The organism is Pseudomonas sp. 478, assembly GCF_003254125.1.
Taxonomy (GTDB): Bacteria; Pseudomonadota; Gammaproteobacteria; order Pseudomonadales; family Pseudomonadaceae; genus Aquipseudomonas.
Map to the genome: position 1 here is coordinate 397,745 of NZ_QKZG01000001.1, position 25,331 is coordinate 423,075.

The 25,331-nt window shown below is 59.7% G+C and carries 22 protein-coding genes; 10 read left to right on the forward strand and 12 right to left on the reverse strand.

The genetic code is table 11. From position 1 onward, the window contains the following. Nucleotides 1–59 precede the first annotated feature (59 nt). Entirely contained in the window at nucleotides 60–1,295 is a 1,236-nt protein-coding gene (locus tag DFS28_RS01955) for a sterol desaturase family protein (RefSeq protein WP_111448340.1), read from the forward strand. On the opposite strand, the gene DFS28_RS01960 is transcribed toward DFS28_RS01955, so the two are convergent. Further along, entirely contained in the window at nucleotides 1,276–1,908 is a 633-nt protein-coding gene (locus tag DFS28_RS01960) for a DedA family protein (RefSeq protein WP_111448341.1), read from the reverse strand. The two genes, DFS28_RS01955 and DFS28_RS01960, sit on opposite strands and share 20 nt — an antisense overlap. 208 nt (nucleotides 1,909–2,116) lie before the next feature. Between DFS28_RS01960 and hemB the strand changes: the two genes are divergently transcribed. Next, the gene (gene hemB, locus DFS28_RS01965) at nucleotides 2,117–3,130 is read left to right on the forward strand and encodes a porphobilinogen synthase (protein WP_111448342.1); all 1,014 of its coding nucleotides are present in this window, start codon (nucleotides 2,117–2,119) and stop codon (nucleotides 3,128–3,130) included. A gap of 18 nt (nucleotides 3,131–3,148) precedes the next feature. Next, nucleotides 3,149–5,371 (forward strand): polyphosphate kinase 1, encoded by a 2,223-nt coding sequence (ppk1, locus tag DFS28_RS01970; RefSeq protein WP_111448343.1) that lies wholly within the window; start codon nucleotides 3,149–3,151, stop codon nucleotides 5,369–5,371. A gap of 171 nt (nucleotides 5,372–5,542) precedes the next feature. On the opposite strand, the gene ppx is transcribed toward ppk1, so the two are convergent. From ppx to DFS28_RS01995, 5 genes are all read right to left on the reverse strand, one after another. After that, the gene (gene ppx / locus DFS28_RS01975) at nucleotides 5,543–7,045 is read right to left on the reverse strand and encodes an exopolyphosphatase (protein WP_111448344.1); all 1,503 of its coding nucleotides are present in this window, start codon (nucleotides 7,043–7,045) and stop codon (nucleotides 5,543–5,545) included. Between the two features lie 243 nt (nucleotides 7,046–7,288). Further along, the gene (locus tag DFS28_RS01980; RefSeq protein WP_111448345.1) at nucleotides 7,289–8,026 is read right to left on the reverse strand and encodes an amino acid ABC transporter ATP-binding protein; all 738 of its coding nucleotides are present in this window, start codon (nucleotides 8,024–8,026) and stop codon (nucleotides 7,289–7,291) included. After that, nucleotides 8,013–8,663 (reverse strand): amino acid ABC transporter permease, encoded by a 651-nt coding sequence (locus DFS28_RS01985; RefSeq protein WP_111448346.1) that lies wholly within the window; start codon nucleotides 8,661–8,663, stop codon nucleotides 8,013–8,015. The genes DFS28_RS01980 and DFS28_RS01985 overlap by 14 nt, the downstream gene beginning before the upstream one ends. After that, nucleotides 8,660–9,331 carry an amino acid ABC transporter permease gene (locus tag DFS28_RS01990; RefSeq protein WP_111448347.1) on the reverse strand — a complete coding sequence of 224 codons (672 nt, stop codon included), beginning with the start codon at nucleotides 9,329–9,331 and terminating at the stop codon, nucleotides 8,660–8,662. The genes DFS28_RS01985 and DFS28_RS01990 overlap by 4 nt, the downstream gene beginning before the upstream one ends. A gap of 21 nt (nucleotides 9,332–9,352) precedes the next feature. Continuing rightward, the gene (locus tag DFS28_RS01995) at nucleotides 9,353–10,138 is read right to left on the reverse strand and encodes a transporter substrate-binding domain-containing protein (protein ID WP_033060641.1); all 786 of its coding nucleotides are present in this window, start codon (nucleotides 10,136–10,138) and stop codon (nucleotides 9,353–9,355) included. A gap of 256 nt (nucleotides 10,139–10,394) precedes the next feature. Here DFS28_RS01995 and DFS28_RS02000 point away from each other — a divergent pair, with 256 nt between their 5' ends. The 6 genes from DFS28_RS02000 (at nucleotide 10,395) to DFS28_RS02025 (ending at nucleotide 16,550) form a co-directional block, all read left to right on the forward strand. Next, a complete protein-coding gene (locus DFS28_RS02000; protein WP_111448348.1) occupies nucleotides 10,395–11,102 on the forward strand; it encodes a FadR/GntR family transcriptional regulator in 708 nt (235 codons plus the stop codon). Between the two features lie 120 nt (nucleotides 11,103–11,222). After that, nucleotides 11,223–11,552 carry a thioredoxin TrxA gene (gene trxA / locus DFS28_RS02005; protein WP_008150340.1) on the forward strand — a complete coding sequence of 110 codons (330 nt, stop codon included), beginning with the start codon at nucleotides 11,223–11,225 and terminating at the stop codon, nucleotides 11,550–11,552. Between the two features lie 248 nt (nucleotides 11,553–11,800). Continuing rightward, nucleotides 11,801–13,060 carry a transcription termination factor Rho gene (gene rho, locus DFS28_RS02010; RefSeq protein ID WP_007942421.1) on the forward strand — a complete coding sequence of 420 codons (1,260 nt, stop codon included), beginning with the start codon at nucleotides 11,801–11,803 and terminating at the stop codon, nucleotides 13,058–13,060. A 139-nt stretch (nucleotides 13,061–13,199) separates the two neighbouring features. After that, nucleotides 13,200–14,666 (forward strand): 4-hydroxy-3-polyprenylbenzoate decarboxylase, encoded by a 1,467-nt coding sequence (ubiD, locus tag DFS28_RS02015; RefSeq protein WP_008150342.1) that lies wholly within the window; start codon nucleotides 13,200–13,202, stop codon nucleotides 14,664–14,666. Further along, complete coding sequence (locus tag DFS28_RS02020; RefSeq protein WP_111448349.1) at nucleotides 14,666–15,634, forward strand: CDP-6-deoxy-delta-3,4-glucoseen reductase; 969 nt, start codon at nucleotides 14,666–14,668, stop codon at nucleotides 15,632–15,634. The genes ubiD and DFS28_RS02020 overlap by 1 nt, the downstream gene beginning before the upstream one ends. A 247-nt stretch (nucleotides 15,635–15,881) precedes the next feature. After that, nucleotides 15,882–16,550 carry a gamma-glutamylcyclotransferase gene (locus tag DFS28_RS02025; RefSeq protein ID WP_111448350.1) on the forward strand — a complete coding sequence of 223 codons (669 nt, stop codon included), beginning with the start codon at nucleotides 15,882–15,884 and terminating at the stop codon, nucleotides 16,548–16,550. On the opposite strand, the gene glpT is transcribed toward DFS28_RS02025, so the two are convergent. Beyond that, nucleotides 16,526–17,875 carry a glycerol-3-phosphate transporter gene (gene glpT, locus DFS28_RS02030; RefSeq protein ID WP_111448351.1) on the reverse strand — a complete coding sequence of 450 codons (1,350 nt, stop codon included), beginning with the start codon at nucleotides 17,873–17,875 and terminating at the stop codon, nucleotides 16,526–16,528. The genes DFS28_RS02025 and glpT overlap by 25 nt on opposite strands. A 291-nt stretch (nucleotides 17,876–18,166) precedes the next feature. Beyond that, nucleotides 18,167–19,144: an NADPH:quinone oxidoreductase family protein gene (locus DFS28_RS02035; protein ID WP_111448352.1), complete on the reverse strand. Its 978-nt coding sequence runs from the start codon at nucleotides 19,142–19,144 to the stop codon at nucleotides 18,167–18,169. Nucleotides 19,145–19,294: 150 nt separating this feature from the next. On the opposite strand from DFS28_RS02035, the gene DFS28_RS02040 reads away from it, so the two are divergent. Further along, nucleotides 19,295–19,702: a flagellar basal body-associated protein FliL gene (locus tag DFS28_RS02040; protein WP_111448353.1), complete on the forward strand. Its 408-nt coding sequence runs from the start codon at nucleotides 19,295–19,297 to the stop codon at nucleotides 19,700–19,702. A gap of 82 nt (nucleotides 19,703–19,784) precedes the next feature. On the opposite strand, the gene DFS28_RS02045 is transcribed toward DFS28_RS02040, so the two are convergent. The 4 genes from DFS28_RS02045 to DFS28_RS02060 all read right to left on the reverse strand — a co-directional run bounded on the left by DFS28_RS02045 (nucleotide 19,785) and on the right by DFS28_RS02060 (nucleotide 25,170). Continuing rightward, nucleotides 19,785–20,903 carry an ABC transporter permease gene (locus tag DFS28_RS02045; RefSeq protein ID WP_111448354.1) on the reverse strand — a complete coding sequence of 373 codons (1,119 nt, stop codon included), beginning with the start codon at nucleotides 20,901–20,903 and terminating at the stop codon, nucleotides 19,785–19,787. Then, a complete protein-coding gene (gene rbbA / locus DFS28_RS02050; protein ID WP_111448355.1) occupies nucleotides 20,903–23,626 on the reverse strand; it encodes a ribosome-associated ATPase/putative transporter RbbA in 2,724 nt (907 codons plus the stop codon). The genes DFS28_RS02045 and rbbA overlap by 1 nt, the downstream gene beginning before the upstream one ends. Further along, nucleotides 23,623–24,588 (reverse strand): HlyD family secretion protein, encoded by a 966-nt coding sequence (locus DFS28_RS02055; RefSeq protein ID WP_111448356.1) that lies wholly within the window; start codon nucleotides 24,586–24,588, stop codon nucleotides 23,623–23,625. The genes rbbA and DFS28_RS02055 overlap by 4 nt, the downstream gene beginning before the upstream one ends. A gap of 132 nt (nucleotides 24,589–24,720) precedes the next feature. Next, the gene (locus DFS28_RS02060; protein ID WP_111448357.1) at nucleotides 24,721–25,170 is read right to left on the reverse strand and encodes an EVE domain-containing protein; all 450 of its coding nucleotides are present in this window, start codon (nucleotides 25,168–25,170) and stop codon (nucleotides 24,721–24,723) included. Between the last annotated feature and the right edge of the window lie 161 nt (nucleotides 25,171–25,331).

Below are 25,331 nucleotides of genomic sequence, written 5' to 3' on the forward strand. Positions count from 1 at the left end.
TAGGGTTAAATCGCGGCTACACCTAGGATCTGTCCTCGAGATTCCGATCAGGGCGCGTCATGGACTTCATTCTGTATGCGGTGCCGTTTTTCTTTGTGCTGATTGCCGTCGAACTGCTGGCCGACCGTTGGCGCGGGGTGAGCAATTATCGCGTGGCGGACGCGATCAACAGCATGAGCACCGGCGTGCTGTCGACCACCACCGGGCTGTTGACCAAAGGCGTCGGCCTGGTGACGTATGCGTTTGCCCTCAAGCACCTGGCGCTGATCGAACTCTCGGCCGACAGCGTCTGGGTCTGGGTATTCGCCTTCGTCCTCTACGACTTCTGCTACTACTGGCTGCATCGCATGGGCCACGAACGCAACATCCTCTGGGCGGCGCATTCGGTGCATCACCAGAGTGAGGACTACAACCTGTCCACGGCGCTGCGCCAGACCAGTACCGGCTTCCTGTTGAGCTGGATTTTCTATCTGCCGATGGCCGTGCTCGGCGTGCCGCTGCTGGTGTTCATCAGCGTCGCCTCGCTGAACTTGCTGTACCAATTCTGGGTGCATACCAAACACATTCCCAAGCTCGGCTGGTTCGAGTGGTTCTTTGTCACGCCGTCCAATCATCGGGCCCACCATGCACAGAACGCTCTCTACATGGATCGCAACTACGGCGGGGTGTTCATTATTTGGGACCGTCTATTTGGCTCGTTCCAGGAAGAGGACGATAACGAACCGGTGATTTTCGGCGTGACCACGCCGCTCGCGAGCTGGAATCCGTTGTGGGCGAACGTGCAGTTCTACGCACAGTTGTGGGATGACGCGCGGCGTGCGCAAAGCAAATGGGACAAGCTGCGCATCTGGTTCATGCGCACCGGTTGGCGGCCGGCGGATGTGGCGGCCAGGTACCCGATGAACAAGCCCGACCTGAGTCAGTTCCGTAAATTCGAGGTGCCGCTGGACGGGCGTCAGCAGCTTTACGTCGTGTTGCAGTTCTGCGTCTACATCGCCCTGGGCAGCTACTTGATGAACCTGGAGCAGGATTTGCCAACCGCCGCGCTGGTGCTCGGCTGGAGTGCCGTGGCGCTGGGTTTGTTTACGTTGGGCGTGGCCCTGGAGAATCGCCCGTGGGCGCTGAAACTTGAGCTGCTGCGTCTGGCGTCGAATGTGCCGCTGGTGTGGCTGGCGCCGGTCGTTGGGCTGTGGCCGGCCAGCGCGGCAGGCTGGGTCGGCCTGCTGAGTTACAGCCTGCTCAGTGGTCTCGGTCTCTACTGTTGCAGAAACCGTTTCACTCGACTGGCGTCGTAGGTTCGTTGGTTTTGGCTTGTTCAGCTTTCAAGGCCTGCTCGTCGGCGTAGATCTTTTTCGCCAGACGGGCGTTCTTGAAGCGTCGGCGCAGCCACAGGCAAAAGCCCAGTATCAGCAGGGCACCAAGCACCCACAGCTCGTACTTCTTGACGCTGCCGAGCATGCCTTCGAGTACCGCACCGAAGTGATAGGCGGCGGCAGCCAGCGCCGCGGCCCAGATCGCGGCACCAATCCCGTTGAGCAGCAGATAACGTCCTGGCGGATAGCCCGACAGGCCGATCGCCACCGGCATCACCGTGCGCAGGCCATAGACAAAGCGGAAGCTCAGTACCCAGATGTCCGGGTGCCTGCGGATGTGTTCCAGCGCCCGATCACCCATCAATTGCCAGCGCGGTTTGCGCGCCAGCAACTTGCGGCCGTGCTTGCGTCCAAGGAAATACCACAGCTGATCGCCGGCATAACTGCCGAGGAATGCCACGATCATGACCACTTTGAGGTCCATGTATCCGCGGAACGCGAGGAAGCCTGCGAGCACCAGAATGGTTTCGCCTTCGAAAAACGTGCCGAGAAAGAGGGCGAAGTAGCCGAATTCCTGAAGAAATTGTTGGAGCATTGTCTGGATGCTGGCGAAATGAACGCGCAGCCTAACCCTTCGTGATCATTCATGAAAGTGTCCAAATGTGTCTCGACGTGAACATTTCCTACAAGGACAATGGAATGCGGCTACGTGTCACAGGGCTAAGCACAACTGTCATGTCTTCGTCATAATGGCCGCTTATAACTGTCACGCTCGCCCGCCAACGCGGGCTCAGGAGTCTGCCGTGAGCTTTACCCCCGCCAACCGTTTGTTCCCAGCAACCCGCCTGCGTCGCAATCGTCGTGATGATTTTTCGCGTCGACTGGTCCGTGAAAACATTCTGACCGTCGACGATCTGATCCTGCCGGTGTTCGTGCTGGACGGTGAAAACCGTCGCGAAGCGGTGGCGTCGATGCCAGGCGTCGAGCGCCTGACCATTGATCTGTTGCTTGAAGAAGCGGCCAAGTGGGTCGAGCTGGGGATTCCGGCGCTGGCGTTGTTCCCGGTGACGCCGCCGCAGCTCAAGTCTCTGGACGCCGCCGAAGCCTGGAACCCCAACGGCATTGCCCAGCGCGCCACTCGCGCCCTGCGTGACCGGTTCCCGGAGTTGGGTGTGATCACTGACGTCGCCCTGGACCCGTTCACCACTCATGGCCAGGACGGTATCCTCGACGAAGAAGGTTACGTGCAGAACGACATCACCGTCGACGCACTGGTCAAGCAGGCGCTGTCCCACGCCGAAGCCGGCGCTCAGGTGGTGGCCCCGTCGGACATGATGGACGGTCGCATCCAGGCGATCCGCGAAGCGCTGGAGCTGGCCGATCACGTCAACGTGCGGATCATGGCCTACTCGGCGAAGTACGCCAGCGCCTATTACGGCCCGTTCCGCGATGCGGTCGGTTCGGCGCTGAACCTGGGCAAGGCCAACAAGGCCTCCTATCAAATGGACCCGGCCAACAGCAACGAAGCCCTGCACGAAGTGGCGGCGGACTTGTCAGAAGGCGCGGACATGGTCATGGTCAAGCCGGGTATGCCGTATCTGGACATCCTCTACCGGGTCAAAGAAGAATTTAAAGTGCCGACCTTTGTTTATCAGGTCAGCGGTGAATATGCCATGCACATGGCGGCGATCCAGAATGGCTGGTTGAGCGAAGGGGTTATCCTCGAATCCCTGACCGCTTTTAAACGTGCAGGCGCTGATGGCATCCTGACTTACTTTGCCGTCCGTGCTGCTCAATTGTTACGAGAGCAAAAATAGCCCTCCCAGGAACATTCGATGAATACCGAAGTGCTCACTGAAGTTGCCGTAAAAGATGCTCAACCTGTGATGGAGCAAATCGCCGAAACCCCGCCGGAACTGGAGCCTGCTCCACCTGCGGTGGTGGCCGAGCCCGTAATAGCGGCGCCAGCGATTGCCATTCCCGGCCTGGATGACAGCAGCCTGTACATCCATCGCGAGCTCTCGCAACTGCAGTTCAACATCCGCGTGCTGGAGCAGGCGCTGGATGAGTCCTACCCGTTGCTGGAGCGGCTGAAGTTTCTGCTGATCTTCTCCAGCAACCTGGACGAGTTCTTCGAGATTCGGGTGGCCGGCCTGAAGAAACAGATCACCTTCGCCCGCGAACAGGCCGGCGCCGATGGCTTGCAACCGCATCAGGCCCTGGCCCGCATCAGCGAATTGGTACACGGTCACGTCGACCGCCAGTACGCGATCCTCAACGACATTCTGTTGCCGGAACTGGAGAAACATCAGGTCCGCTTCATCCGCCGGCGTCACTGGACCACTAAGATCAAAACCTGGGTGCGCCGCTATTTCCGCGACGAGATCGCGCCGATCATTACCCCGATCGGCCTCGACCCGACGCACCCGTTCCCGTTGCTGGTGAACAAGAGCCTGAACTTCATCGTCGAGCTCGAAGGTATCGACGCCTTCGGCCGCGATTCCGGTCTGGCGATCATCCCGGCGCCACGTTTGCTGCCGCGCGTCATCAAGTTGCCGGAAGAAGTGGGCGGCGCTGGCGACAATTACGTGTTCCTGTCGTCGATGATCCATGCGCACGCCGATGACCTGTTCCAGGGCATGAAGGTCAAGGGCTGCTACCAATTCCGCCTGACCCGAAACGCCGACCTCGCCGTCGACACCGAAGATGTGGAAGACCTGGCCCGCGCCCTGCGCGGCGAGTTGTTCTCCCGTCGCTACGGTGACGCGGTGCGTCTGGAAGTCGCCGACACGTGTCCGAAACATTTGTCCGACTACTTGCTCAAGCAGTTCAACCTGCACGAGACCGAGCTGTACCAGGTCAACGGTCCGGTCAACCTGACCCGCCTGTTCAGCATTACTGGTCTGGACAGTCAGCGAGCGCTGCAATACACGCCGTTCACCCCGCAGATCCCGAAACTGCTGCAAAACAGCGAGAACATCTTCAGCGTGATCAGCAAGCAGGACATTCTGCTGCTGCACCCGTTCGAGTCCTTCACCCCGGTGGTCGACCTGCTGCGCCAGGCGGCCAAGGACCCGCATGTATTGGCGGTTCGTCAGACTCTGTACCGCTCCGGCGCCAACTCGGAAATCGTTGATGCGTTGGTCGATGCGGCGCGTAACGGTAAGGAAGTCACTGCGGTGATCGAATTGCGTGCGCGGTTCGACGAAGAGTCCAACCTGCAACTGGCCAGCCGTCTGCAAGCGGCCGGTGCGGTGGTGATTTACGGCGTGGTCGGCTTCAAGACCCACGCCAAAATGATGCTGATCTTGCGTCGCGAGGCGGGCGAGATTGTCCGTTACGCCCACTTGGGGACCGGCAACTACCACGCGGCCAACGCCCGTCTGTACACCGACTACAGTTTGCTGACCTCGGATGACGCCTTGTGCGAAGACGTCGGCAAACTGTTCAGCCAGCTGATCGGCATGGGTAAAACCCTGCGCATGAAGAAGCTGCTGCACGCGCCGTTCACGTTGAAGAAGGGCATGCTCGACATGATTGCCCGGGAGACCCAGTTCGCCCTGGACGGCAAACCGGCGCACATCATCGCCAAGTTCAACTCGCTGACCGATCCGAAGATCATCCGCGCACTGTACAAGGCCAGTCAGTCCGGGGTGCGTATCGATCTGGTGGTGCGCGGCATGTGCTGCCTGCGTCCGGGCATTGCCGGGGTTTCCCACAACATCCACGTGCGCTCGATCATCGGGCGTTTCCTGGAGCACACCCGGGTCTTCTACTTCCTCAATGGCGGCGAAGAGCAGATGTTCCTGTCCAGCGCCGACTGGATGGAGCGCAACCTCGACAAGCGCGTCGAGACTTGCTTCCCGGTCGAGGGCAAGAAGCTGATCATGCGGGTCAAGAAAGAGCTGGAGCTGTATCTCACCGATAACACTCACAGCTGGAGCCTGCAGGCGGACGGTCGTTACATCCGCAACACGCCGACCGGCAACCAGAACCCGCGCAGCGCGCAGGCGACTTTGCTGGAGCGTTTGGGCAGCCCGATCCTCGCCGTTCGTTAACACACGTACCCTTGTGGGAGCGGGCTTGCTCGCGAATGCAGTGTGTCAGTCGACATCAATATTGACTGACACACTGCATTCGCGAGCAAGCCCGCTCCCACAGGGGGCAATGCGTCGTTTGCTGAATTGCGGACACAAAAAAAGGCCTTCCGAAGAAGGCCTTTTTCATTTTCAGCGAACGTTAAGCACAAAGCCGACGCGGGTCAGCCACTCCGCTTCAAGGGCGAAGTCGGCCTGGGTCAGCTGGTTTTCGTCCAGCCAGTTTTCCGGGAACTGCACATCAAGGCTGTCGCGGTTGGCGTGCAGCACGACCTGGGGCATTTCCTGGGTGCCACGGATGTGATGGAACAGGATCGCAAAGCGCAGCAGCACGCACAGGCGAATCAGCTTGATGCCGTCATCGCCGAAATCGGCAAACCTGTCCCGGGGAATATTGCGGCGGTGGCCGCGCACCAGCAGCGCGAGCATCAGCTGGTCTTCGCGGGAGAACCCGGCCAGGTCCGAGTGCTCAATCAGGTAGGAGCCGTGCTTGTGATACTGATAGTGAGCGATGTCCAGGCCCACTTCATGGACCTTGGCCGCCCAGCCGAGCAATTCACGCCAGACCCCGTCATCCAGCTCCCAATCCTCAGCCACTTGATCGAAAGCATGCAACGCCTTGCGCTCAACCCGCGCCGCTTGTTCCAGGTCGACGTGATAACGCTCCATCAGCGAGCTAAGGGTGCGCTCACGGACGTCTTCGTGATGATGGCGGCCTAGCAGGTCATAGAGCACGCCTTCGCGCAGGGCGCCTTCACAGTGGTCCATGCGTTGCAGTTCGAGGGCATCGAAAATCGCTTCGAGAATCGCAAGGCCGGCAGGGAAAATCGCCCGGCGGTCAGGCTTGATGCCTTCGAAGTCGATCTTCTCAACGTCGCCGAGCTTGATCAACTTGCGCTTGAGCCAGGCCAGGCCTTGGGCATTAACCTCGCCCGTGCCATGACCGCCAGCCTTCAACGCCAGGCCAATCGCACGAATGGTGCCCGAGGAGCCGATGGCTTCATCCCAGGTCAGCCGGTGCAGGGCGTGTTCGATGCTCATGATCTCCAGCCGCGCCGCCGTGTACGCCTGGGCGTAGCGGGCCGGGGTGATCTTGCCATCCTTGAAATAGCGCTGGGTGTAGCTGACGCAGCCCATCTGCAGGCTTTCGCGCAGCAGTGGTTCAAAGCGCTGGCCGATGATGAATTCGGTACTGCCGCCGCCGATGTCGGCTACCAGGCGTTTGCCCGGGGTGTCGGCGAGGGTGTGGGAGACGCCGAGGTAAATCAGGCGTGCTTCTTCACGGCCGGAGATGACTTCCACCGGGTGGCCAAGGATTTCTTCAGCGCGGCGGATAAATTCGCCACGGTTACGGGCTTCACGCAGGGCGTTGGTGCCGACGATCCGCACGGCGCCGGGCGGCATACCGTTGATCAGTTGGGCAAAACGCTTCAGGCAATCGAGCCCGCGTTGCATGGATTCTTCACTGAGCTGACGCTCATCGTCGATGCCGGCGGCCAGCTGAACCTTCTCCCCGAGTCGTTCGAGAATACGGATTTCGCCGTTCTGGGCCTTGGCCACGACCATGTGAAAGCTGTTGGAGCCCAGGTCGATTGCGGCGATCAGGGACAGATTCTTGGCTTGGGATTGCGGCATGGTCAGGGGGTCTCGGTCGATAACCTCGACATCGTGCCACGATCAAACGCTGCCGCCAACGCGTAGGCGCTGTCGAAGGCTGCGATCTTTTACCACGGGGCATCCGTGGTGTTGCGAATGGCCTCTTCGCGAGCAAGCCCGCTCCCACAGGTTTTTGCGTCGAGCACACCATCGCGTTCCAGCAGAGAACCCTGTGGGAGCGGGCTTGCCCGCGAAGGCGGCCTTGCAGGCGCTGAAGATCAATCAGCCCGCAGCCTCAACCGTCCCAATGAAATTCGCCAACTCCGTGGTCTGCGGGTTGGCGAACAGAATCTTCGGATCCCCCACCTCATGCACCTTGCCCTGATGCATGAACACCAACTTATCCCCAACCTCCCGGGCAAAACGCATCTCGTGGGTGACCATAATCAACGTCATCCCTTCCTTGGCCAGTTGCCGGACCACGCTCAGCACTTCATTGACCAATTCCGGGTCCAGCGCCGAGGTAATTTCATCGCACAGCAAGACCTTCGGTGACATCGCCAGCGCCCGGGCAATCGCCACCCGCTGTTGCTGCCCGCCAGACAACCGATCCGGGAAGGCATCGAATTTTTCCCCCAGCCCGACCCGTTCCAGCATCTCCCGCGCAAGGTCGGCCGCTTTGGCTTTCGGCACTTTCTGTACCACTTGCGGTGCGAGCATCACGTTCTCGCCGACCGTCAGGTGCGGGAACAGGTTGAACTGCTGAAACACCATTCCGACTTTCTGTCGCAAGCTGCGCAGGTCGGCACGGGCGGCGTCGAGGTATTCGCCGTCGACTTCAATCACGCCGTCGTTGATCGATTCCAGGCCATTGAGGGTGCGCAACAAGGTGGATTTTCCCGAGCCGCTGCGGCCGATGATCGCTACCACCTGACCTTCCTCGACGCTGAGGTCGATGCCTTTGAGCACATGGTGGTCGCCGTAATATTTATGCAGGGCCGAGATTCTAAGCAGAGGCATGCAGTCTCCTTTCCAGATAGCGCGCACTGAGGGACAAGGGGTAGCAGAGCAGGAAGTAACCGAGGGCCACGAGGCCGTAGACCATGAACGGTTCGAAGGTCGCGTTGGCGAGCATGCCGCCGGTCTTGGTCAGTTCGGTGAAGCCGATGATCGAGGTGACGGCGGTGCCTTTGACCACCTGCACCGAGAAGCCCACGGTCGGCGCCACGGCGATTCGCAGCGCTTGCGGCAGGATCACGTAGCGCAGTTGCTCCAGCGGGTTCAGCGCCAGGCTTGATGAAGCTTCCCACTGGCCGTTGGGGATCGATTCGACGCAACCACGCCAGATCTCCGCCAGGTAGGCGCTGGTGAACAGCGTCAGGGCTATCGCCGCCGCCATCCACGGCGAAATCTCTATCCCCGCCAACGCCACGCCGAAGAACACCAGAAACAGCTGCATCAACAGCGGCGTGCCCTGGAACAGTTCGATGTAGGTGCGGGCGAAATTGCGCGGCAGGGATTTTTTCGAGATGCGCATGACCATGACCAGCACGCCGATCAGTCCGCCACCGATAAATGCCACCAGCGACAGCGCCAGGGTCCATTGCAGGCCCGTGAGCAGGTTGTGTACGACGTCCCAGAAGGTGAAATCGCTCATTGGTTGCTGCTCCTTGCGATAAAACGGCGACCAATCCAGTTCAGCAACTGGCGGATCAGCAGCGCCATGCACAGGTAGAGCAGTGTGGTCAGGGCATAGGTCTCAAAGGCGCGGAAGTTGCGCGACTGAATGAAGTTGGCGGCGAAGCTCAGTTCTTCGGTGGCGATTTGCGAGCAGACGGCTGAACCCAGCATGACGATGATGATCTGGCTGCTCAATGCCGGCCAAACCTTGCCCAGTGCTGGCAGCAGCACCACGTGGCGGAACGCTTCGAAACGGGTCATCGCCAACGCGGCGGCAGCTTCCAGCTGCCCTCGAGGGATCGCTTGGATGCCGGCGCGGATGATCTCGGTGGAATAGGCGCCCAGGTTGATCACCATCGCCAGCACTGCCGCCTGCCATTCCGAAATCTGCACCCCCAGTGACGGCAGGCCGAAGAAGATGAAAAACAATTGCACCAGAAACGGCGTGTTGCGGATCAACTCGACGTAGACCCCAAAAATACCGGCGAACGGACGGATGTTCCACGCTCGCACCAGCGCCCCGACGATGCCCAGACTCACCCCGAGCACCGCGCCGATGGCCGTCAGTTCAAGGGTGAACAGCGCACCGCGCAGCAGCAGGTCGGTGTTGTGCACCACCGGTAAAAAGTCGAACTGATAAGCCATATTCAGTCTCCGCAACGACGATCAGAGATCAGCCGGCAGCGGCTCTTTGAGCCAGGTCCGGGAGTTCTTCTCCAGCGCGCCGTCGGTCTTGGCGGTGGCGAGGATCTGGTTGACCTTGTCCAGCAACGCCGGCTCGTTTTTGTTCACGCCGACATAGACCGGCGAATCCTTGAGCTTCACTTTCAGCGCCGGAATGCGTTTTGGGTTGCGCTCGCTGATGGTCACCATCACCACGTTGCCGCTGGCGATCAGGTCAACTTGCCCTGCGAGGTAGGCGGCGATGGTCGAGTTGTTGTCTTCGAAGCGCTTGATGGTCACGCCTTCGGGCGCGACTTTGGTCAGCTCGATGTCTTCGATGGCGCCACGGGTGACGCTGATGGTTTTGCCCTTGAGGTCGTCCAGGCTTTTGATGCTGGCGTCTGGCGGGCCGAATACGGCGAGGTAGAACGGCGCGTAGGCACGGGAGAAGTCGATAACCTTCTCGCGCTCGGGGTTCTTGCCGAGGCTGGAGATCACCAGATCGACCTTGCCGGTGGTCAGGAACGGAATGCGGTTGGTGCTATTGACCGGCGTCAGCTCGAGTTTGACCTTGAGTTGGTCGGCCAGCAGTTTTGCCGTATCGATGTCCAAGCCGCGCGGTTTCATGTCCGGGCCGACCGAGCCGAAGGGCGGGAAGTCCTGAGGCACGGCCACCTTGAGGACGCCGCGCTTGACCACATCCTCCAGACCGTCGGCGTGGGCGGGCGCCTGGCTCAGCATCAGGCTGGCAAACAGGGCGGCGAGGAGGGCGCTGTAACGCTGGGTCATGGCAAATCTCCGAATCGGCGAGAAGTGAATTCTGCGGATCGACAGAGCATGGGCCGTGCCAATATCGGGTTTTTGGGGCGCAAGGCCACGGTTTTGCTGGAGTCTTTCGGTCTTACTGGTCTGAACAGTCATGCATGGTTTCGCACCCCGATAGCGCATCCATGAAAATCTCCGAACCCCCATGGGGCACGACTTGCCGAGCGTCGCGAATAGCTTTACAACTAACCGCTCATTGGCCTGGTTCGTCTGAAAAACCATGAACTCGATCTCCCGCGCCGTACCTGAAGTGGCGCTGCAAGCCATCCGTAAACTGATCACCGAGCAAGGTTTCGGCCCGGGCGATGCCTTGCCCTCGCAACGGGATCTGGCGGTGCAATTGGGGGTCAGTCGGGCGTCGCTGCGCGAGGCGTTGTCGTCATTGAGTGCGTTGGGGGTGATCAGCATCCAGCCGGGCAAAGGCGTGTTCGTGCAGTCACCGGTTGATTTGCCGCGAGGGGATGCGGGGCTGAGTTGGCCGTTCGCGGCCCAGGCCTCGCCGCTGGATATCTTCCAGTTGCGCTATGCCCTGGAAGGCTTTGCCGCCGGTTTGGCGGCGGTGACCCTGAGTACTCACGAGCTCGATGCACTGGAAGATAACGTCGCCGCCATGCGCGTCGAATTGAAGGCCGGCGACTTCGAGGCCGCGGCGCGACTGGATTTCGAGTTTCACCGGCGCATCCTGCTGGCGAGCGGCAATCAGGCGATGCTGAGCATCCTGACGGCCAGCGCCGACATCTTTCTAGAGAGCCAAAAGCTACCGTTCATCCGGGCCGAGCGGGCCATGGAAACCTGGCAGGAGCACCGCAAAATCCTCCGCGCACTGGCCCGGCGGGCGTCCGGCGCAGCACAGAAGGCCATGCACGAACATGTGCGTAACGCGGCACTACGCACTGGAATTGCCTTCGTCGCTCCCGCCACCTCGTGACTTGAGCTATACCCAAACTCATGCGGCACCATAGCGAGACTCAATCATCTGCACCTTCCTGAACGAGGGAAGGGCGGCTATGATGGGCCACGTTTTTTTGCTTACAACCTGGAGACTTCCATGAGCAGCGATCTTATTAAACACGTCACCGACGCTAGCTTCGACGTCGACGTCCTCAAGGCCGAAGGCGCTGTACTGGTCGACTACTGGGCTGAATGGTGCGGCCCTTGCAAAATGATCGCTCCTGTTCTGGACGAAATTGCTGAAACCTACAAAGGCAAGCTGACCGTTGCCAAACTGAACATCGACGAAAACCAGGAAACTCCGGCCAAGCATGGCGTGCGTGGTATCCCGACTCTGATGCTGTTCAAGAACGGCAACGTTGAAGCGACCAAGGTTGGCGCGCTGTCGAAGTCGCAACTGGCTGCTTTCCTCGACGCCAACATCTAAGCGTCGTTTAAAGCGTCATCAAAAAGGCCCCGCACATCGCGGGGCCTTTTCGTTATTGAGGGCTAGACGCTCCGAAACTCAGGTGGTACATTCGGCCCCGCACTGGTTTCTCCACTGCCCCCTGCTAGCCGTCGCCGACGCACTCCTTTTCGAATAAGTACGCGATCCTGTCGCCTTCTCTGCGGCGCGGCCTCATTAAGCCAAAAGCTTAATTTCCCCCCCTCCATAAATGATTACGTCATTCCTATATGAATCTGACTGAACTCAAGCAAAAGCCGATTACCGAACTGCTCGAATTGGCCGAACAGATGGGCATAGAAAATATGGCCCGTTCGCGCAAGCAGGACGTGATTTTCTCCCTGCTCAAAAAGCACGCTAAAAGCGGCGAGGAAATTTCCGGTGATGGCGTGCTGGAGATTCTCCAGGACGGCTTCGGCTTCCTTCGCTCCGCTGACGCTTCCTATCTCGCCGGCCCAGACGATATCTACGTCTCGCCGAGTCAGATCCGTCGCTTCAACTTGCGCACCGGTGACACCATCGTTGGCAAGATCCGTCCTCCAAAGGAAGGCGAGCGTTATTTCGCGCTGCTCAAGGTCGATACGATCAACTACGATCGTCCCGAGAACGCGAAAAACAAGATTCTCTTCGAGAACCTGACCCCGCTGTTCCCGACCGTGCGCATGAAGATGGAAGCCGGCAACGGTTCCACCGAAGACTTGACCGGTCGTGTCATCGACCTGTGCGCCCCGATCGGCAAAGGCCAGCGCGGTCTGATCGTTGCACCGCCGAAAGCCGGCAAAACCATCATGCTGCAGAACATCGCAGCCAACATCGCGCGTAATAATCCTGAAGTTCATCTGATCGTATTGCTGATCGACGAACGTCCGGAAGAAGTGACCGAAATGCAGCGCACCGTGCGCGGCGAAGTGGTTGCCTCGACGTTCGATGAGCCGCCAACCCGCCACGTGCAGGTTGCCGAAATGGTGATCGAGAAGGCCAAGCGCCTGGTCGAACACAAGAAGGACGTGGTGATCCTGCTCGACTCCATCACTCGTCTGGCTCGCGCCTACAACACCGTGATCCCGAGCTCCGGCAAAGTACTCACCGGTGGTGTCGATGCCCACGCCCTGGAGAAACCGAAACGTTTCTTCGGCGCCGCGCGGAACATCGAAGAAGGCGGTTCGCTGACCATCATCGCCACCGCGCTGGTTGAAACCGGCTCGAAGATGGACGAAGTGATCTACGAAGAATTCAAAGGCACGGGCAACATGGAACTGCCGCTGGATCGTCGCATCGCCGAAAAACGCGTCTTCCCGGCCATCAACATCAACCGTTCCGGCACCCGCCGCGAAGAGTTGCTGACCGCCGACGACGAGTTGCAGCGCATGTGGATCCTTCGCAAGCTTCTGCACCCGATGGACGAAATCGCTGCCATCGAGTTCCTGGTCGACAAGCTGAAAACGACCAAGACCAACGATGAGTTCTTCCTGTCGATGAAACGCAAGTAAGTCGATAAGGCCAAGAAGCCGGGGAAACCCGGCTTTTTGCTATCTGATTTTTGATCAATTGCCAGTTCGTGGTTCTGAACAGAGGGGTTCGGCGCTAAACTGCCACCCCCGAACGGCACGGCCAACACGAGGCTCACGCATGCAGTATCGCGACTTGCGCGACTTTATCAGCGGTCTGGAAAAGCGCGGCGAACTCAAGCGCATCCAGGTTCCGGTGTCCCCAGTGCTCGAAATGACCGAGGTCTGCGACCGCACCCTGCGTGCCAAAGGTCCGGCCCTGCTTTTCGAAAAGCCCACGGGTTATGACATCCCGGTGCTCGGCAACCTGTTTGGCACCCCTGAGCGCGTGGCGCTGGGCATGGGCGCGGAAGCGGTCAGCGAATTGCGCGAGATCGGCAAGCTGCTGGCGTTCCTCAAGGAACCCGAGCCGCCGAAAGGCCTGAAAGATGCCTGGTCCAAGCTGCCGATCTTCCGCAAGATCATCGCCATGGCACCGAAGGTAGTCAAAGACGCGGTGTGCCAGGAAGTGGTCATCGAAGGCGACGACGTCGACCTCGCGATGCTGCCGGTGCAGACCTGCTGGCCGGGCGACGTCGGCCCGCTGATCACCTGGGGCCTGACCGTCACCAAAGGTCCGAACAAGGATCGCCAGAACCTCGGCATCTACCGTCAACAAGTGATCGGCCGCAACAAGGTCATCATGCGCTGGCTGAGCCACCGTGGCGGCGCGCTGGATTACCGTGAGTGGTGCGAGAAGCATCCCGGCCAGCCGTTCCCGGTGTCCGTGGCGCTGGGCGCCGACCCGGCGACCATTCTCGGCGCGGTGACGCCGGTGCCGGACAGCCTCTCCGAATACGCCTTCGCCGGTCTGCTGCGCGGCAACCGCACCGAACTGGTGAAGTGCCGTGGCAACGACCTGCAAGTGCCGGCCACCGCCGAGATCATCCTTGAGGGCGTGATCCATCCGGGCGAAATGGCCGATGAAGGCCCGTACGGCGACCACACCGGTTACTACAACGAAGTCGACAGCTTCCCGGTGTTCACCGTCGAGCGCATCACCCACCGCATCAAACCGATCTACCACAGCACCTACACCGGCCGTCCGCCGGATGAGCCGGCGATTCTCGGCGTGGCGCTGAACGAAGTGTTCGTGCCAATCCTGCAGAAGCAGTTCCCCGAGATCACCGACTTCTACCTGCCGCCCGAAGGCTGCTCGTACCGCATGGCCATCGTGACCATGAAGAAGTCGTATCCGGGCCACGCCAAGCGGGTAATGCTCGGTGTCTGGTCGTTTTTGCGACAGTTCATGTACACCAAGTTCGTTATCGTCTGTGATGACGATATCAACGCACGCGACTGGAACGACGTGATCTGGGCCATCACCACGCGCATGGACCCCAAGCGCGACACGGTGATGATCGACAACACGCCGATCGATTACCTGGACTTCGCCTCGCCGGTTTCCGGCCTGGGTTCGAAGATGGGGCTTGATGCCACGAACAAATGGCCGGGCGAAACCACTCGCGAGTGGGGCCGGGTGATCGTCAAGGACGAAGCCGTTACCCAGCGGATCGATGCCATCTGGAATCAGTTAGGAATAGATTGATGCGTGTAACCTTGCAGCCCTCCGGAGCAGTGCTACAGATTCTGCCCGGCGAGCGGATTCTCGATGGCGCACGGCGTCTGGGCTATGAATGCCCGCAAAGCTGTCGCAACGGCAATTGCCACGTGTGCGCCGCACTGCTGGTGGAAGGGCGGGTCGAGCAGGAAGGCGGTGTGCGCGACCATGGCGAGTTCTACACTTGCATTGCAGAGCCGCTGGAAGACTGCATCGTGCTGTGGGATGGCGTGCTCGCGCTGGGAGAATTGCCGGTGCGCAGCTTGTCGTGTCAGGTCATTGAATGCAGGGACGTCGGCGGCGATACCTGGCGTGTGCGACTGCGAGCGCCGGCCGGCAAGCCGCCGCGTTATCACGCCGGTCAGTACTTGATGATCGAGCGCGAGAACGGTGAGAAATCCGCGTTCTCCCTGGCCTCGGCTCCGCATGGCGGGCGTGATCTGGAAATTCATGTGCTGGCGCGCGAAAGCAGTGCGCTGAGCCTGATCGACCAGTTGCAACGCAACCTGATGGTGCGAATCGAAATGCCATTCGGCGACACCCACCTGGCGGAACTGCCGGACGGTCCGCTGGTGCTGATTGCCGCGGGCACCGGCATGGGCCAGATCCATAGCCTGATCGAACATTGCCGCGCCACGGGCTTTAAACATCCGGTGCATTTGTATTGGGGCGTGCGTCGTCCTGAAGATTTTTATGCCATCGAACATTGGGATGAATGGCTGAAACTGCCCAATCTGTTCCTGCATAAAGTCGTCAGCGATCAATGCAGCTGGCAGGGGCGCTGCGGCATGTTGCATGAGGCGGTGTGCGAGGACTTCCCTGATCTGAAACCCTTGCATGTCTACGCCAGCGGCTCTCCGGCCATGGTCTACGGCACGCTGGATGCTTTGGTCGAAGCCGGGATGGATGCTCATCAAATGCGCGCGGATGTATTTGCGTACGCGCCTCGATCTTGATCCGCGATTTTGATCCGCGATTTTGATTCGCGATTTTGATCCCCGCTCTTATTCGTTATAACTCCCTATATAGCCGATCGGTATTTATAGATTTATATAAATACCGGTAGGTTATATGTCATCCAGGCAAATAGTTATGAACTGTGCCATGGCACTTAAATTGCCTTAAAACATATGTGCCTTATTGTTACAGCGGTGCGTTCTATTAAGTAATTCTTCACCCGCGGGGAGCTGAACGCTAATCGCCATGAGCGCCATTGAATCTGCTTTTTTGAATCTGGCTTACCCTCCGCAGCTCGATCTGGGGCCGCAGCTCACGCACGAACAATTGCTCAGCTCAATGCAGTCGACGATGGCGCGCCACAAGGGCGGGCCGGTGTGGCTGTTCGCTTACGGTTCGCTGATCTGGCGTCCTGAATGTGCAGCAGTGGAGCGAGTTCGGGGTCGTGTGCATGGCTACCATCGCGGTTTGTATTTGTGGTCCCACGAACATCGCGGCACCCCCGAAGTGCCTGGGCTGGTGTTCGGCCTGGATCGCGGTGGTTCTTGCAGCGGCTTCGCCTATCGCTTGCCTGAAGAACAACTTGAAGCCTCTCTTTACGCACTTTGGCAGCGCGAAATGCCATTCCCGTCCTATCGCCCACACTGGCTCAACTGCCGTCTTGAAGACGGAAGTCAGGTTCAGGCGTTGGGGTTTGTATTGGAGCGGCATCTGCCCAGCTATGCGGGCAACTTGCCGGATCACGTGCTGAGCCACGTGTTCGAAAACGCTTGCGGGCGTTACGGCACCACTCGCGATTATGTCGAGCAGACCGCCCACGCCCTGCGTAGCCACGCCATGCCAGACCGGAATCTGGAGGCGCGGCTCAAGCGCTGCAAATCAACGGCCGATCAGGCGATTGCTTCGCGGCTCTGACTGGCGACTTGTTTGTGCCACAGCGTCGGCGCCAGGAAGGCCATCGCCAGCAGGCACGCGCCGATCAGCAAGATGAAACCGCCATCCCAGCCGAAGTGGTCCACGGTGTAGCCCATCGCTGCACTGGCCGCGACCGACCCCCCCAGATAACCGAACAGACCCGTGAAGCCCGCTGCCGTACCGGCGGCTTTCTTCGGTGCCAATTCCAGCGCTTGCAGGCCGATCAGCATCACCGGGCCGTAGATCAGGAAGCCGATCGAGATGAGCGCGATCATGTCGACTGTCGGGTTGCCGGCCGGGTTTAGCCAGTACACCAGGGTCGCAACAGTCACCAAAGCCATGAACACCATGCCGGTCAGGCCACGGTTGCCACGGAAGATCTTGTCCGACATCCAGCCACAGAGCAGCGTGCCCGGAATACCTGCCCATTCGTAGAAGAAGTAGGCCCACGAGGTCTTATCCACGGTGAAGCCCTTGGCTTCCTTGAGGTAGGTCGGTGCCCAGTCCAGCACGCCGTAGCGCAACAGGTAGACGAAGACGTTGGCCAGGGCGATGTACCAGAGCATTTTGTTGCGCAGCACGTATTTGACGAAGATTTCCTTGGCGCTGAATTCTTCTTCGTGGCTGGCGTCGTAGCCTTCCGGGTAGTCGTTCTTGTACTTTTCGATGGGCGGCAGGCCCACCGATTGCGGGGTGTCGCGCAGGGTGACGAAGGCAAACACCGCCACCGCCATGGCGACCGCCGCCGGCACGTAAAACGCTGCGTGCCAGTCATTGAACAGGCCCATGCCGAGCAAGAACAGCGGGCCGATCAGACCGCCACCGACGTTATGCGCCACGTTCCACAAGGACACTACGCCACCGCGTTCCTTCTGCGACCACCAGTGCACCATCGTCCGCCCACTCGGCGGCCAGCCCATGCCCTGGGCCCAGCCATTGATAAAGAGCAGGATGAACATGATGGTCACACTGGACGTCGCCCAGGGCGCGAAACCGAAAATGAACATCACACCGGCCGACACCAGCAGGCCGAAGGGCAGGAAGAAGCGCGGATTGGAGCGGTCGGACACGATGCCCATCAGGAACTTGGACAGGCCGTAGGCAATGGCGATGGCCGACAGCGCCAAGCCCAGTTCGCCGCGGGTATAACCCTCTTCGATCAGATAGGGCATGGCCAGGGAGAAGTTTTTGCGCAGCAGGTAATACCCCGCATAGCCAAAGAAAATCCCGGCGAAGATCTGCCAGCGAAGGCGCCGGTAGGTGTTGTCTATTTTTTCTTCAGGCAATGGAGCCTGATGTGCGGCAGGGCGAAAGAAAGCAAACATTCAAGAGCTCCAGATTTCTTGTTTTGACTGCGGATGCGAATGTTACAGTTTCGTTACCGAAAATAGCACCGGTTCGCATTGGTCAAATAGCGGAAATGTTGGAGATTGCATGTTGTTTTATGAACATGTCGCTCAGGTACAACTGTAGGGCGTTGTAGGAAGCGTTACTTGCAGGTCTTCATGCCGCATTTCGCTCCAGGGTAGGACGAGGCTTTGGGAAATGTCCTTCGATTGGATGGGAAGTAAGCGGCCTGACAACTTGATTTTGAAGTCCAGACCGCTTCATTGGGCTCAGCGAACCTGAACCACCACTTTCCCAACCGCTTTGCGCTGGCCAAGATCATTGATTGCCTGTGCCGCATTGCTCAGTGGATACACCTGCGACACCAGCGGTTTCAACTTGCCCTCGGTAAACCAGCCAAACAATTGCTGGAAGTTCGCCGCGTTGTCTTGAGGCTGGCGCTGGGCGAACGAGCCCCAGAACACACCCACCACCGCTGCACCTTTGAGCAGTGCGAGGTTCACAGGGAGTTCGGGGATGCGTCCGCTGGCGAAGCCGACAACCAGGAGACGGCCGTTCCACGCGATGGCGCGGATGGCCTGGTCGAACAGATCGCCGCCGACCGGGTCGTAGATCACATCGGCGCCCTGGCCATCGGTCAGGCGCTTGATTTCGTCCTTGAGACTGGTTTCGCTGTAGTTGATCAACTCATCGGCACCGGCGGCTTTGGCCACTGCGAGTTTTTCGGCGCTGCTGGCGGCGGCGATCACCCGGGCACCCATGGCTTTGCCGATTTCTACAGCGGCCAGACCGACACCACCGGAAGCGCCGAGTACCAGCAAGGTTTCACCCGGTTTCAGGTTGCCCCGTTGCTTGAGCGCGTGCATCGAAGTGCCGTAAGTCATGCTGAACGCGGCGGCGGTGTTGAAATCCATCGATGGCGGAATGGGCAGCACGTTGTAGCCCGGCACCGCGACCTGTTCGGCGAAACTGCCCCAGCCGGTCAGCGCCATGACCCGGTCGCCGACCTTGAGGTGGCTGACCTTTTCGCCTACTTCGCTGACTACGCCAGCCGCTTCGCCGCCCGGGGAAAACGGGAAGGGCGGCTTGAACTGATATTTGCCCTCGATGATCAGCGTGTCCGGGAAATTCACCCCGGCGGCGTGCACGTCCAGCAGGATTTCATTCTTCTTCGCGACAGGACTGGCGACGTCTTCCAGCACCAGCGATTCGGCAGGGCCGAAGGCTTTGCACAGCACGGCTTTCATCAGGGCTATTCCTTTGGGAGTGATGGCCGATAAGTGTAGGTGTGTGAGTCGATGGGTCAACGAGCATGCCCGGCCCTGATAGTCAGCCATAAGCTTGTGCTTGAGCGGCGGGTCGTTATGCTAGGCCGCAAACCGGATAAGGAGCGAATTGTGAAAGCGTGGATCATGTTGTTACTGGCCCTGTCTCTGCCTGTGGCAGCGATGGCCGAAGAAGCCAAAGAAGGTGCAGCGCCGAAGGTCAATTACATCACCCTGAGCCCGCCGTTCGTGGGCAACTACGGGCTGGACGGGACGCCGAAGCTCAAGGTCTACAAGGCCGATGTGGCGTTGCGAGTAACCGGTGATGAGGCGACCAAACTGGTAAAAGCCAATGAACCGTTGATTCGTAATCAGCTGGTGGCGTTGTTTGCCCAGCAGACCACTGAAGCGATGAACAACGTCGAGGCCAAGGAAAAGCTGCGTCAGGAAGCCCTTAAGCAGACCCAGCAAATCATGAACGACGAAACCGGCAGCCCGGTGGTTGAGGATCTGTTGTTCAACAACCTGATCATCCAGTAATGCTGGATCCGTAGGAGCAAAGCTTGCTCGCGATAGCGCCCCCCACAAGGACCGCCATCGCCGGCAAGCCGTGCTCCTGCATTCAGGACGCCAGACTCTTGCGAAACCGCATCAGCGCAATCGCAAAGAACAGCAGCCCAATGACCGTGAGCGCCAGTAAGTCCGGCCAGACCACGCTCAGCCCGGCGTCGCGAAACAATATCGCGGCGCTGAGGCTGACGAAGTGCGTCGATGGCGACCCCTGCATGACCCATTGCAGCCATTGCGGCATGCTGTCGAGTGGCGTACTGCCGCCAGAGAGCAGCAACATCGGGATAATTACCGGAATCGCCAACAAGCCGAACTGCGGTGTCGAGCGGGCGAGGGTCGCGAGGAATATTCCCAGGGCTGTGCTGGCGAACAGATAAACCGCAGTCACCAGCAAAAATAAGGTCATCGAGCCGGCCAGTGGCACGCCGAGCGCGCCTTTGACGATCACTTCCAGCGACAGCCAGGTGCACAGCACCACCACCAGCATGTTGCTCCAGATTTTCGCCAGCATGATTTCCAGCGCTGTCAGCGGCAGCACCAGCAAATGGTCGAGGGTGCCGTGTTCGCGCTCGCGCAGCAGCGCCGTGCCGGTCAGGATGATGGCGAGGATGGTGATGTTGTTGACGATCTGAATGACGGCCAGAAACCAGCCGCCCTCCAGATTCGTATTGAACAGCGAGCGGGTGGTCAGCAGGACTGGCGCTTTACTCGCCACATCGCTCTGGCCGCTATAATTCAACAATTCGCGCTGGAAAATCCGCCCTATGTAACCCGCGCCCATGAACGCCTGGCTCATGGCCGTGGCGTCGACATTCACTTGCATGGCAGGCTGGCGACCAGCCAACAAATCCGTCTGAAAGTTCGCCGGCACGTTGATCACAAACGTGTACTGGCCGCTGTCCATGACCTGATCGAGTTGCCCATAAGGCAGCAAGACCGGGCGTTGAAACTCCGGAGGTTGCAGCGCCTGCGCCAGTTGTCGCGACACTAGGCTGTGATCTTCGTCCACGATAGCCACGCTGGCGTTATGCACGCCAATCACAGAGCCGGCAGCCGGCATATAGATCGCCACCGTGAATGCGTAGAAAAGGAACAGCAGCAGGACGCTGTCATGCCGCAGGCTGGTGAGTTCCTTGAGACCCAGGCGCAGGATGTGCGCGAGCTTGTGCATTAGGCCTCCTGCTTTTTCAGCATGACCAGGCTGAGCCCGGTGAACCCGAGAAAGAACCCGAACAGCGCCAGACATTGTGGCCAAAGCTGCCGTATATCCAGGGCCTTGGTGAAAGTGCCTACCGCGATATCGAGAAAGTGACCCGCGGGGAACAGCATGCCCATCACGGATGCCGCCCCCTCCAGGGACGAGCGCGGCACGATCAGCCCGGAAAACTGGATGGTCGGCAAGCTGGTGATGATCATGGTGCCGAGGATGGCAGCGATCTGGGTTCGGGTGAACGCCGAGATCAACAGGCCCATGCTGGTCGTTGCCAGCACATAAAGCAGTCCACCAAAGGTCAGGGTCAGGAAGCTGCCCTTGAACGGCACACCGAACAGCCACCGGTTCATCGCGGCCAGCACCGCGAGGTTGATCAGGCTGATTGCCAGATACGGTGCCTGTTTGCCCAGCAGGAATTCGAGTCGGGTCAGCGGCGTGGCGTAGAAGTTGGTGATCGAACCCAGTTCTTTCTCCCGTACGATGCCCAGCGCTGTCAGCATTGCCGGGATGAACGCCAGGATCAGCGCCATGACGCCGGGGCCGATGGCGTTGACGCTGACAACGTCCTGGTTGTAGCGGAAGCGGGTTTCCAGTCGGGCGGCTGCTTGGCGGTTCAGCGCGGGGCTGCTCTGTTCGGCCAGTTGTTCAATATTGGCCAGGTGCACGGCCTCGACGTAGTTGCGGCTGGTCTCGGCGCGAAACGGCATGCCACCATCGAGCCAGGCAGCCACGGCCGGTTGACGCCCGGCGTACAAGTCCCGGCCAAAACCCGGCGCAATCTCAAGTGCCAGTTTGATTTCAGAGCGCTGAAGGCGGCGATGCAGCTCTTTGGCATCGCGGATAGAGGGTTGTTCGTCGAAGTACCGAGAACCGCGAAAGGCTTCCAGATACGCGCGGCTCTGCGGCGTCTGATCCTGATCGTAGACGGCGAAGGCGAGTTTCTCTACGTCCAGGGAAATGCCGTAGCCGAAGATCACCATCATGAAAATTGCCCCGAGCAGGGCAAAGGCCATCCGCACTTTGTCGCGCAGCAGTTCCTTGCCCTCACGATTCGCCACCGCCATCAGGCGGCCGAGACTGAAGCCGCGATCTTTCTTGGGCATGGCCGGCATGACGGGCGCATTCGCAGGCTCTGGAGGTTTCGGCGGTTCAGGGGTGTCCTGGGCTTGCTCCAGGCAAGTGACAAAGGCAGCTTCCAGTGTTTCGCCCTTGAACTGTTGTTGCAGTGCTGGCGGTGTATCGCAAGCCAGTACCTTACCGGCGTGCATCAACGAGATGCGATCGCAACGTTGGGCTTCGTTCATAAAATGGGTGGAGAGGAAGATGGTCACACCTTGTTCACGGGACAATTCGATCAGCAGTCGCCAAAAGTCGTCCCGCGCCGCCGGGTCGACGCCGGAAGTCGGTTCGTCGAGGATCAATACTTCCGGGCGATGCAACACCGCCACCGCCAGGGACAGGCGTTGGCGCAAGCCCAAAGGCAGCGCCCCAGACTGCTGATCGCTAACGCTGCCCAGATTGAAGCGCTGGATCAGCTCATCGATGCGTTGTGTGCTTTGGGTTGTGGGCAAATCGAACAGGCGCGCGTGCAGATCCAGGTTCTGCCGCACGCTGAGTTCGCCATACAGCGAAAAGCTCTGGGACATGAACCCGACCCGTTTGCGGGTGGCCAGGTCCTTGGCATTCACCGGGTTGCCCAGCAGCGTGGCACTGCCTTCACTGGCGGGTATCAGCCCAGTGAGTACTTTCATCGTGGTGGTTTTGCCGCAGCCGTTGGAACCGAGGAAGCCAAAGATTTCGCCGCGACCGATGGCAAAACTGACCTTGTCTACAGCAGTGAAATCGCCGAAGCGCAGGGTCAGATCGTGGGCTTCGATAGCGATATCGGTGGTGGTGCCGGTTCGAGGCGGGATCAGCAGAGGCTGATTGTCGTGGCTGCTGTCACCCTGATAGTGGGTGAAGGCTTCGTCGAGTTTGCCGCTGGTTGTGACTGCCCGTAATTCCTTGCTTAACCCGGTGGCAATCAACTTGCCGCCATCGAGCATCAGGCAATGCTCGAACTGCTCGGCCTCCTCCATATACGCGGTGGCAACCAGCAGTGTCAGTTGTGGACGCTGGCGCCGCACATCGTCAATCAGTTCCCAGAAATGCCGACGGGACAGGGGATCGACGCCGGTTGTCGGTTCATCGAGGATCAGCAGATCCGGCTCATGGATCAACGCACAGCACAGGCCCAGTTTCTGTTTCATGCCGCCGGACAGTTTGCCGGCCGGGCGGTCGGCAAAGCGCAACAGGTCGGTAGCCAGTAACAGATTGTGCATGCGCTGATCGCATTCAGCTTTTGACAGGCCGAACAGGGTGGAGAAAAAGTGGATGTTCTCGCTGATCGACAACTCGGGGTAAAGGTTGCCCCCCAGGCCTTGGGGCATGAAAGCGATGCGCGCGTAGAGGGTGTTGCGATGGCGGCGATCCTGGATCGAGCCGCCGAGCACCTCCAACTGGCCTTGTTGCAGCGTTTTCACCCCGGCGATCAGCCCCAGCAGGCTCGATTTGCCGGCGCCATCGGGGCCGATCAACCCGCAACGGGTTCCGGCGGGCAGGCTGAACGTGATGTCACTCAGCGCCTGTTGTTTGCCGTAGCGATGATTGATGCCGGTCGCTTGAACCGCCTGGCCGGTCATTGCAGATTGGCCGGCCAACCAACGGAAGTGGTGCGCACATAGCCGGCGCCGGGCATGCCGGGTTTGGCCTGCGGCATGGCACTGGGATCCGTCAGGTGTAACTTGACGCGGAACACCAGTTTTTGCCGCTCATCGCGGGTCTCGACTTCTTTGGGGGTGAATTGCGACTTGGCTGCCACAAAGCTGATTTTCGCCGGCAGTGGGCGGTCGGGCAGGGCATCGAGCAAAATCCGCGCTTCATCGCCCACCGCCAGGCGTCCAGTCACGGAGGCCGGGAGGTAGAGGTTCATGTATTGATCGTTCGGGTCGATCAGCAGTAATACGCGTCCGCCAGCACCCAATACTTCACCGGGTTCGGCCATGCGCAGCTGGATCACTCCGTCGATAGGGGCTCGCAAACTGCTGTCGTCGATTTCGCTGGTCAACATCGCGACTTGGGCTTGTGCCGCACCAATCGCGGCGCCAACGGCCGATACCTGGGCCCGAGACGCGGCGACCGCAGCGATGCCGGTGTCCAGGCGCGCCTGCTGTTGATCGATAATCTGGCCACTGACGAAACCGTGTTTGAACAGTTCCTGAGAACGCTTGAGTTCCTGCTGGGCCAGCAGTTGCTCGCTCTGGCGCAATTGCACGTTGGCTTGTGCTGCGTTGAGGTTTTCCCGGGCACGCAACACTTCAGCTTCAGCCTGGTTGCGTTGGGCTTCAAGGGTGCGGGTGTCCATGCGGGCTAGCAGCTGGCCCTTGGTGACCTTGTCGCCTTCATCGACAAGTACCTCTGCCAGTCGTCCCGATGTCTTGCTGGCGATCTGCACTTCGGTGGCTTCGAGACGGCCGTTGCCGACATACAAACCTTCGGGCAACCGGTCATGCATCGACTTCCAGTAGCCAAAACCACCGGCGGCCAGCAGCAGTACCATTAAAGCGCTGGCGAAAAAAATCGAAGAGCGACTGTGCGTAGACATGCGGGCATCCTGCGGCTGTTGCGTCCTAGTCTGGTTGATCGAGCGCCGAGGCGCGTTGATACCAGTCAACTGTGGGCCAAGCCTAACCCTGTTCGGCGCAGAAAAGAGGGTGACCGGGTGGTTCTGCTGTATTTAACGTAAATCGAGCACCGCCGCCCATTGCTCGGCCGTCACCGGCATCACCGACAGTCGCGAGCCTTTCTGCACCAGCGGCATCTCGGCCAGCGCTGTCTGCTGCTTCAGGTATTCCAGCTTAAGCACCTTGGGAAACGTCTCGATATGCGCAACATCGATCGCGCTCCAGGCGTTTTTCTCTGCCGTGGCCTTGGGATCGTAGTAAGGGCTCTCCGGCTCCAGCGCCGTCGGGTCGGGATACGCGGCTTCGACGATCTTCCCGATCCCGGCGATCCCCGGTTCGGGGCAGCTGGAGTGATAGAAGAAAAACTCGTCGCCCACCGCCATGGCCCGCAGAAAATTACGCGCCTGATAGTTGCGAACCCCGTCCCAGCGCGCCTTGCCAAGCGTCTCCAGGCCCTTGATCGAGAGTTCGTCGGGCTCGGATTTCATTAGCCAATAAGCCATGGTTTTGCTCCTTGCGAAGTGGGTGGGCAAGTTGTCGGGGAATTTTATGACAAACCGACGGTCGGTTGACGCCAGCGTTTGCGTGTCGGTTCACGTTGTCGCAAAATGCCGGCCTTCTAAGCTTGACGCTGCTGCACGGCCTACACCTACAACGGAAACCG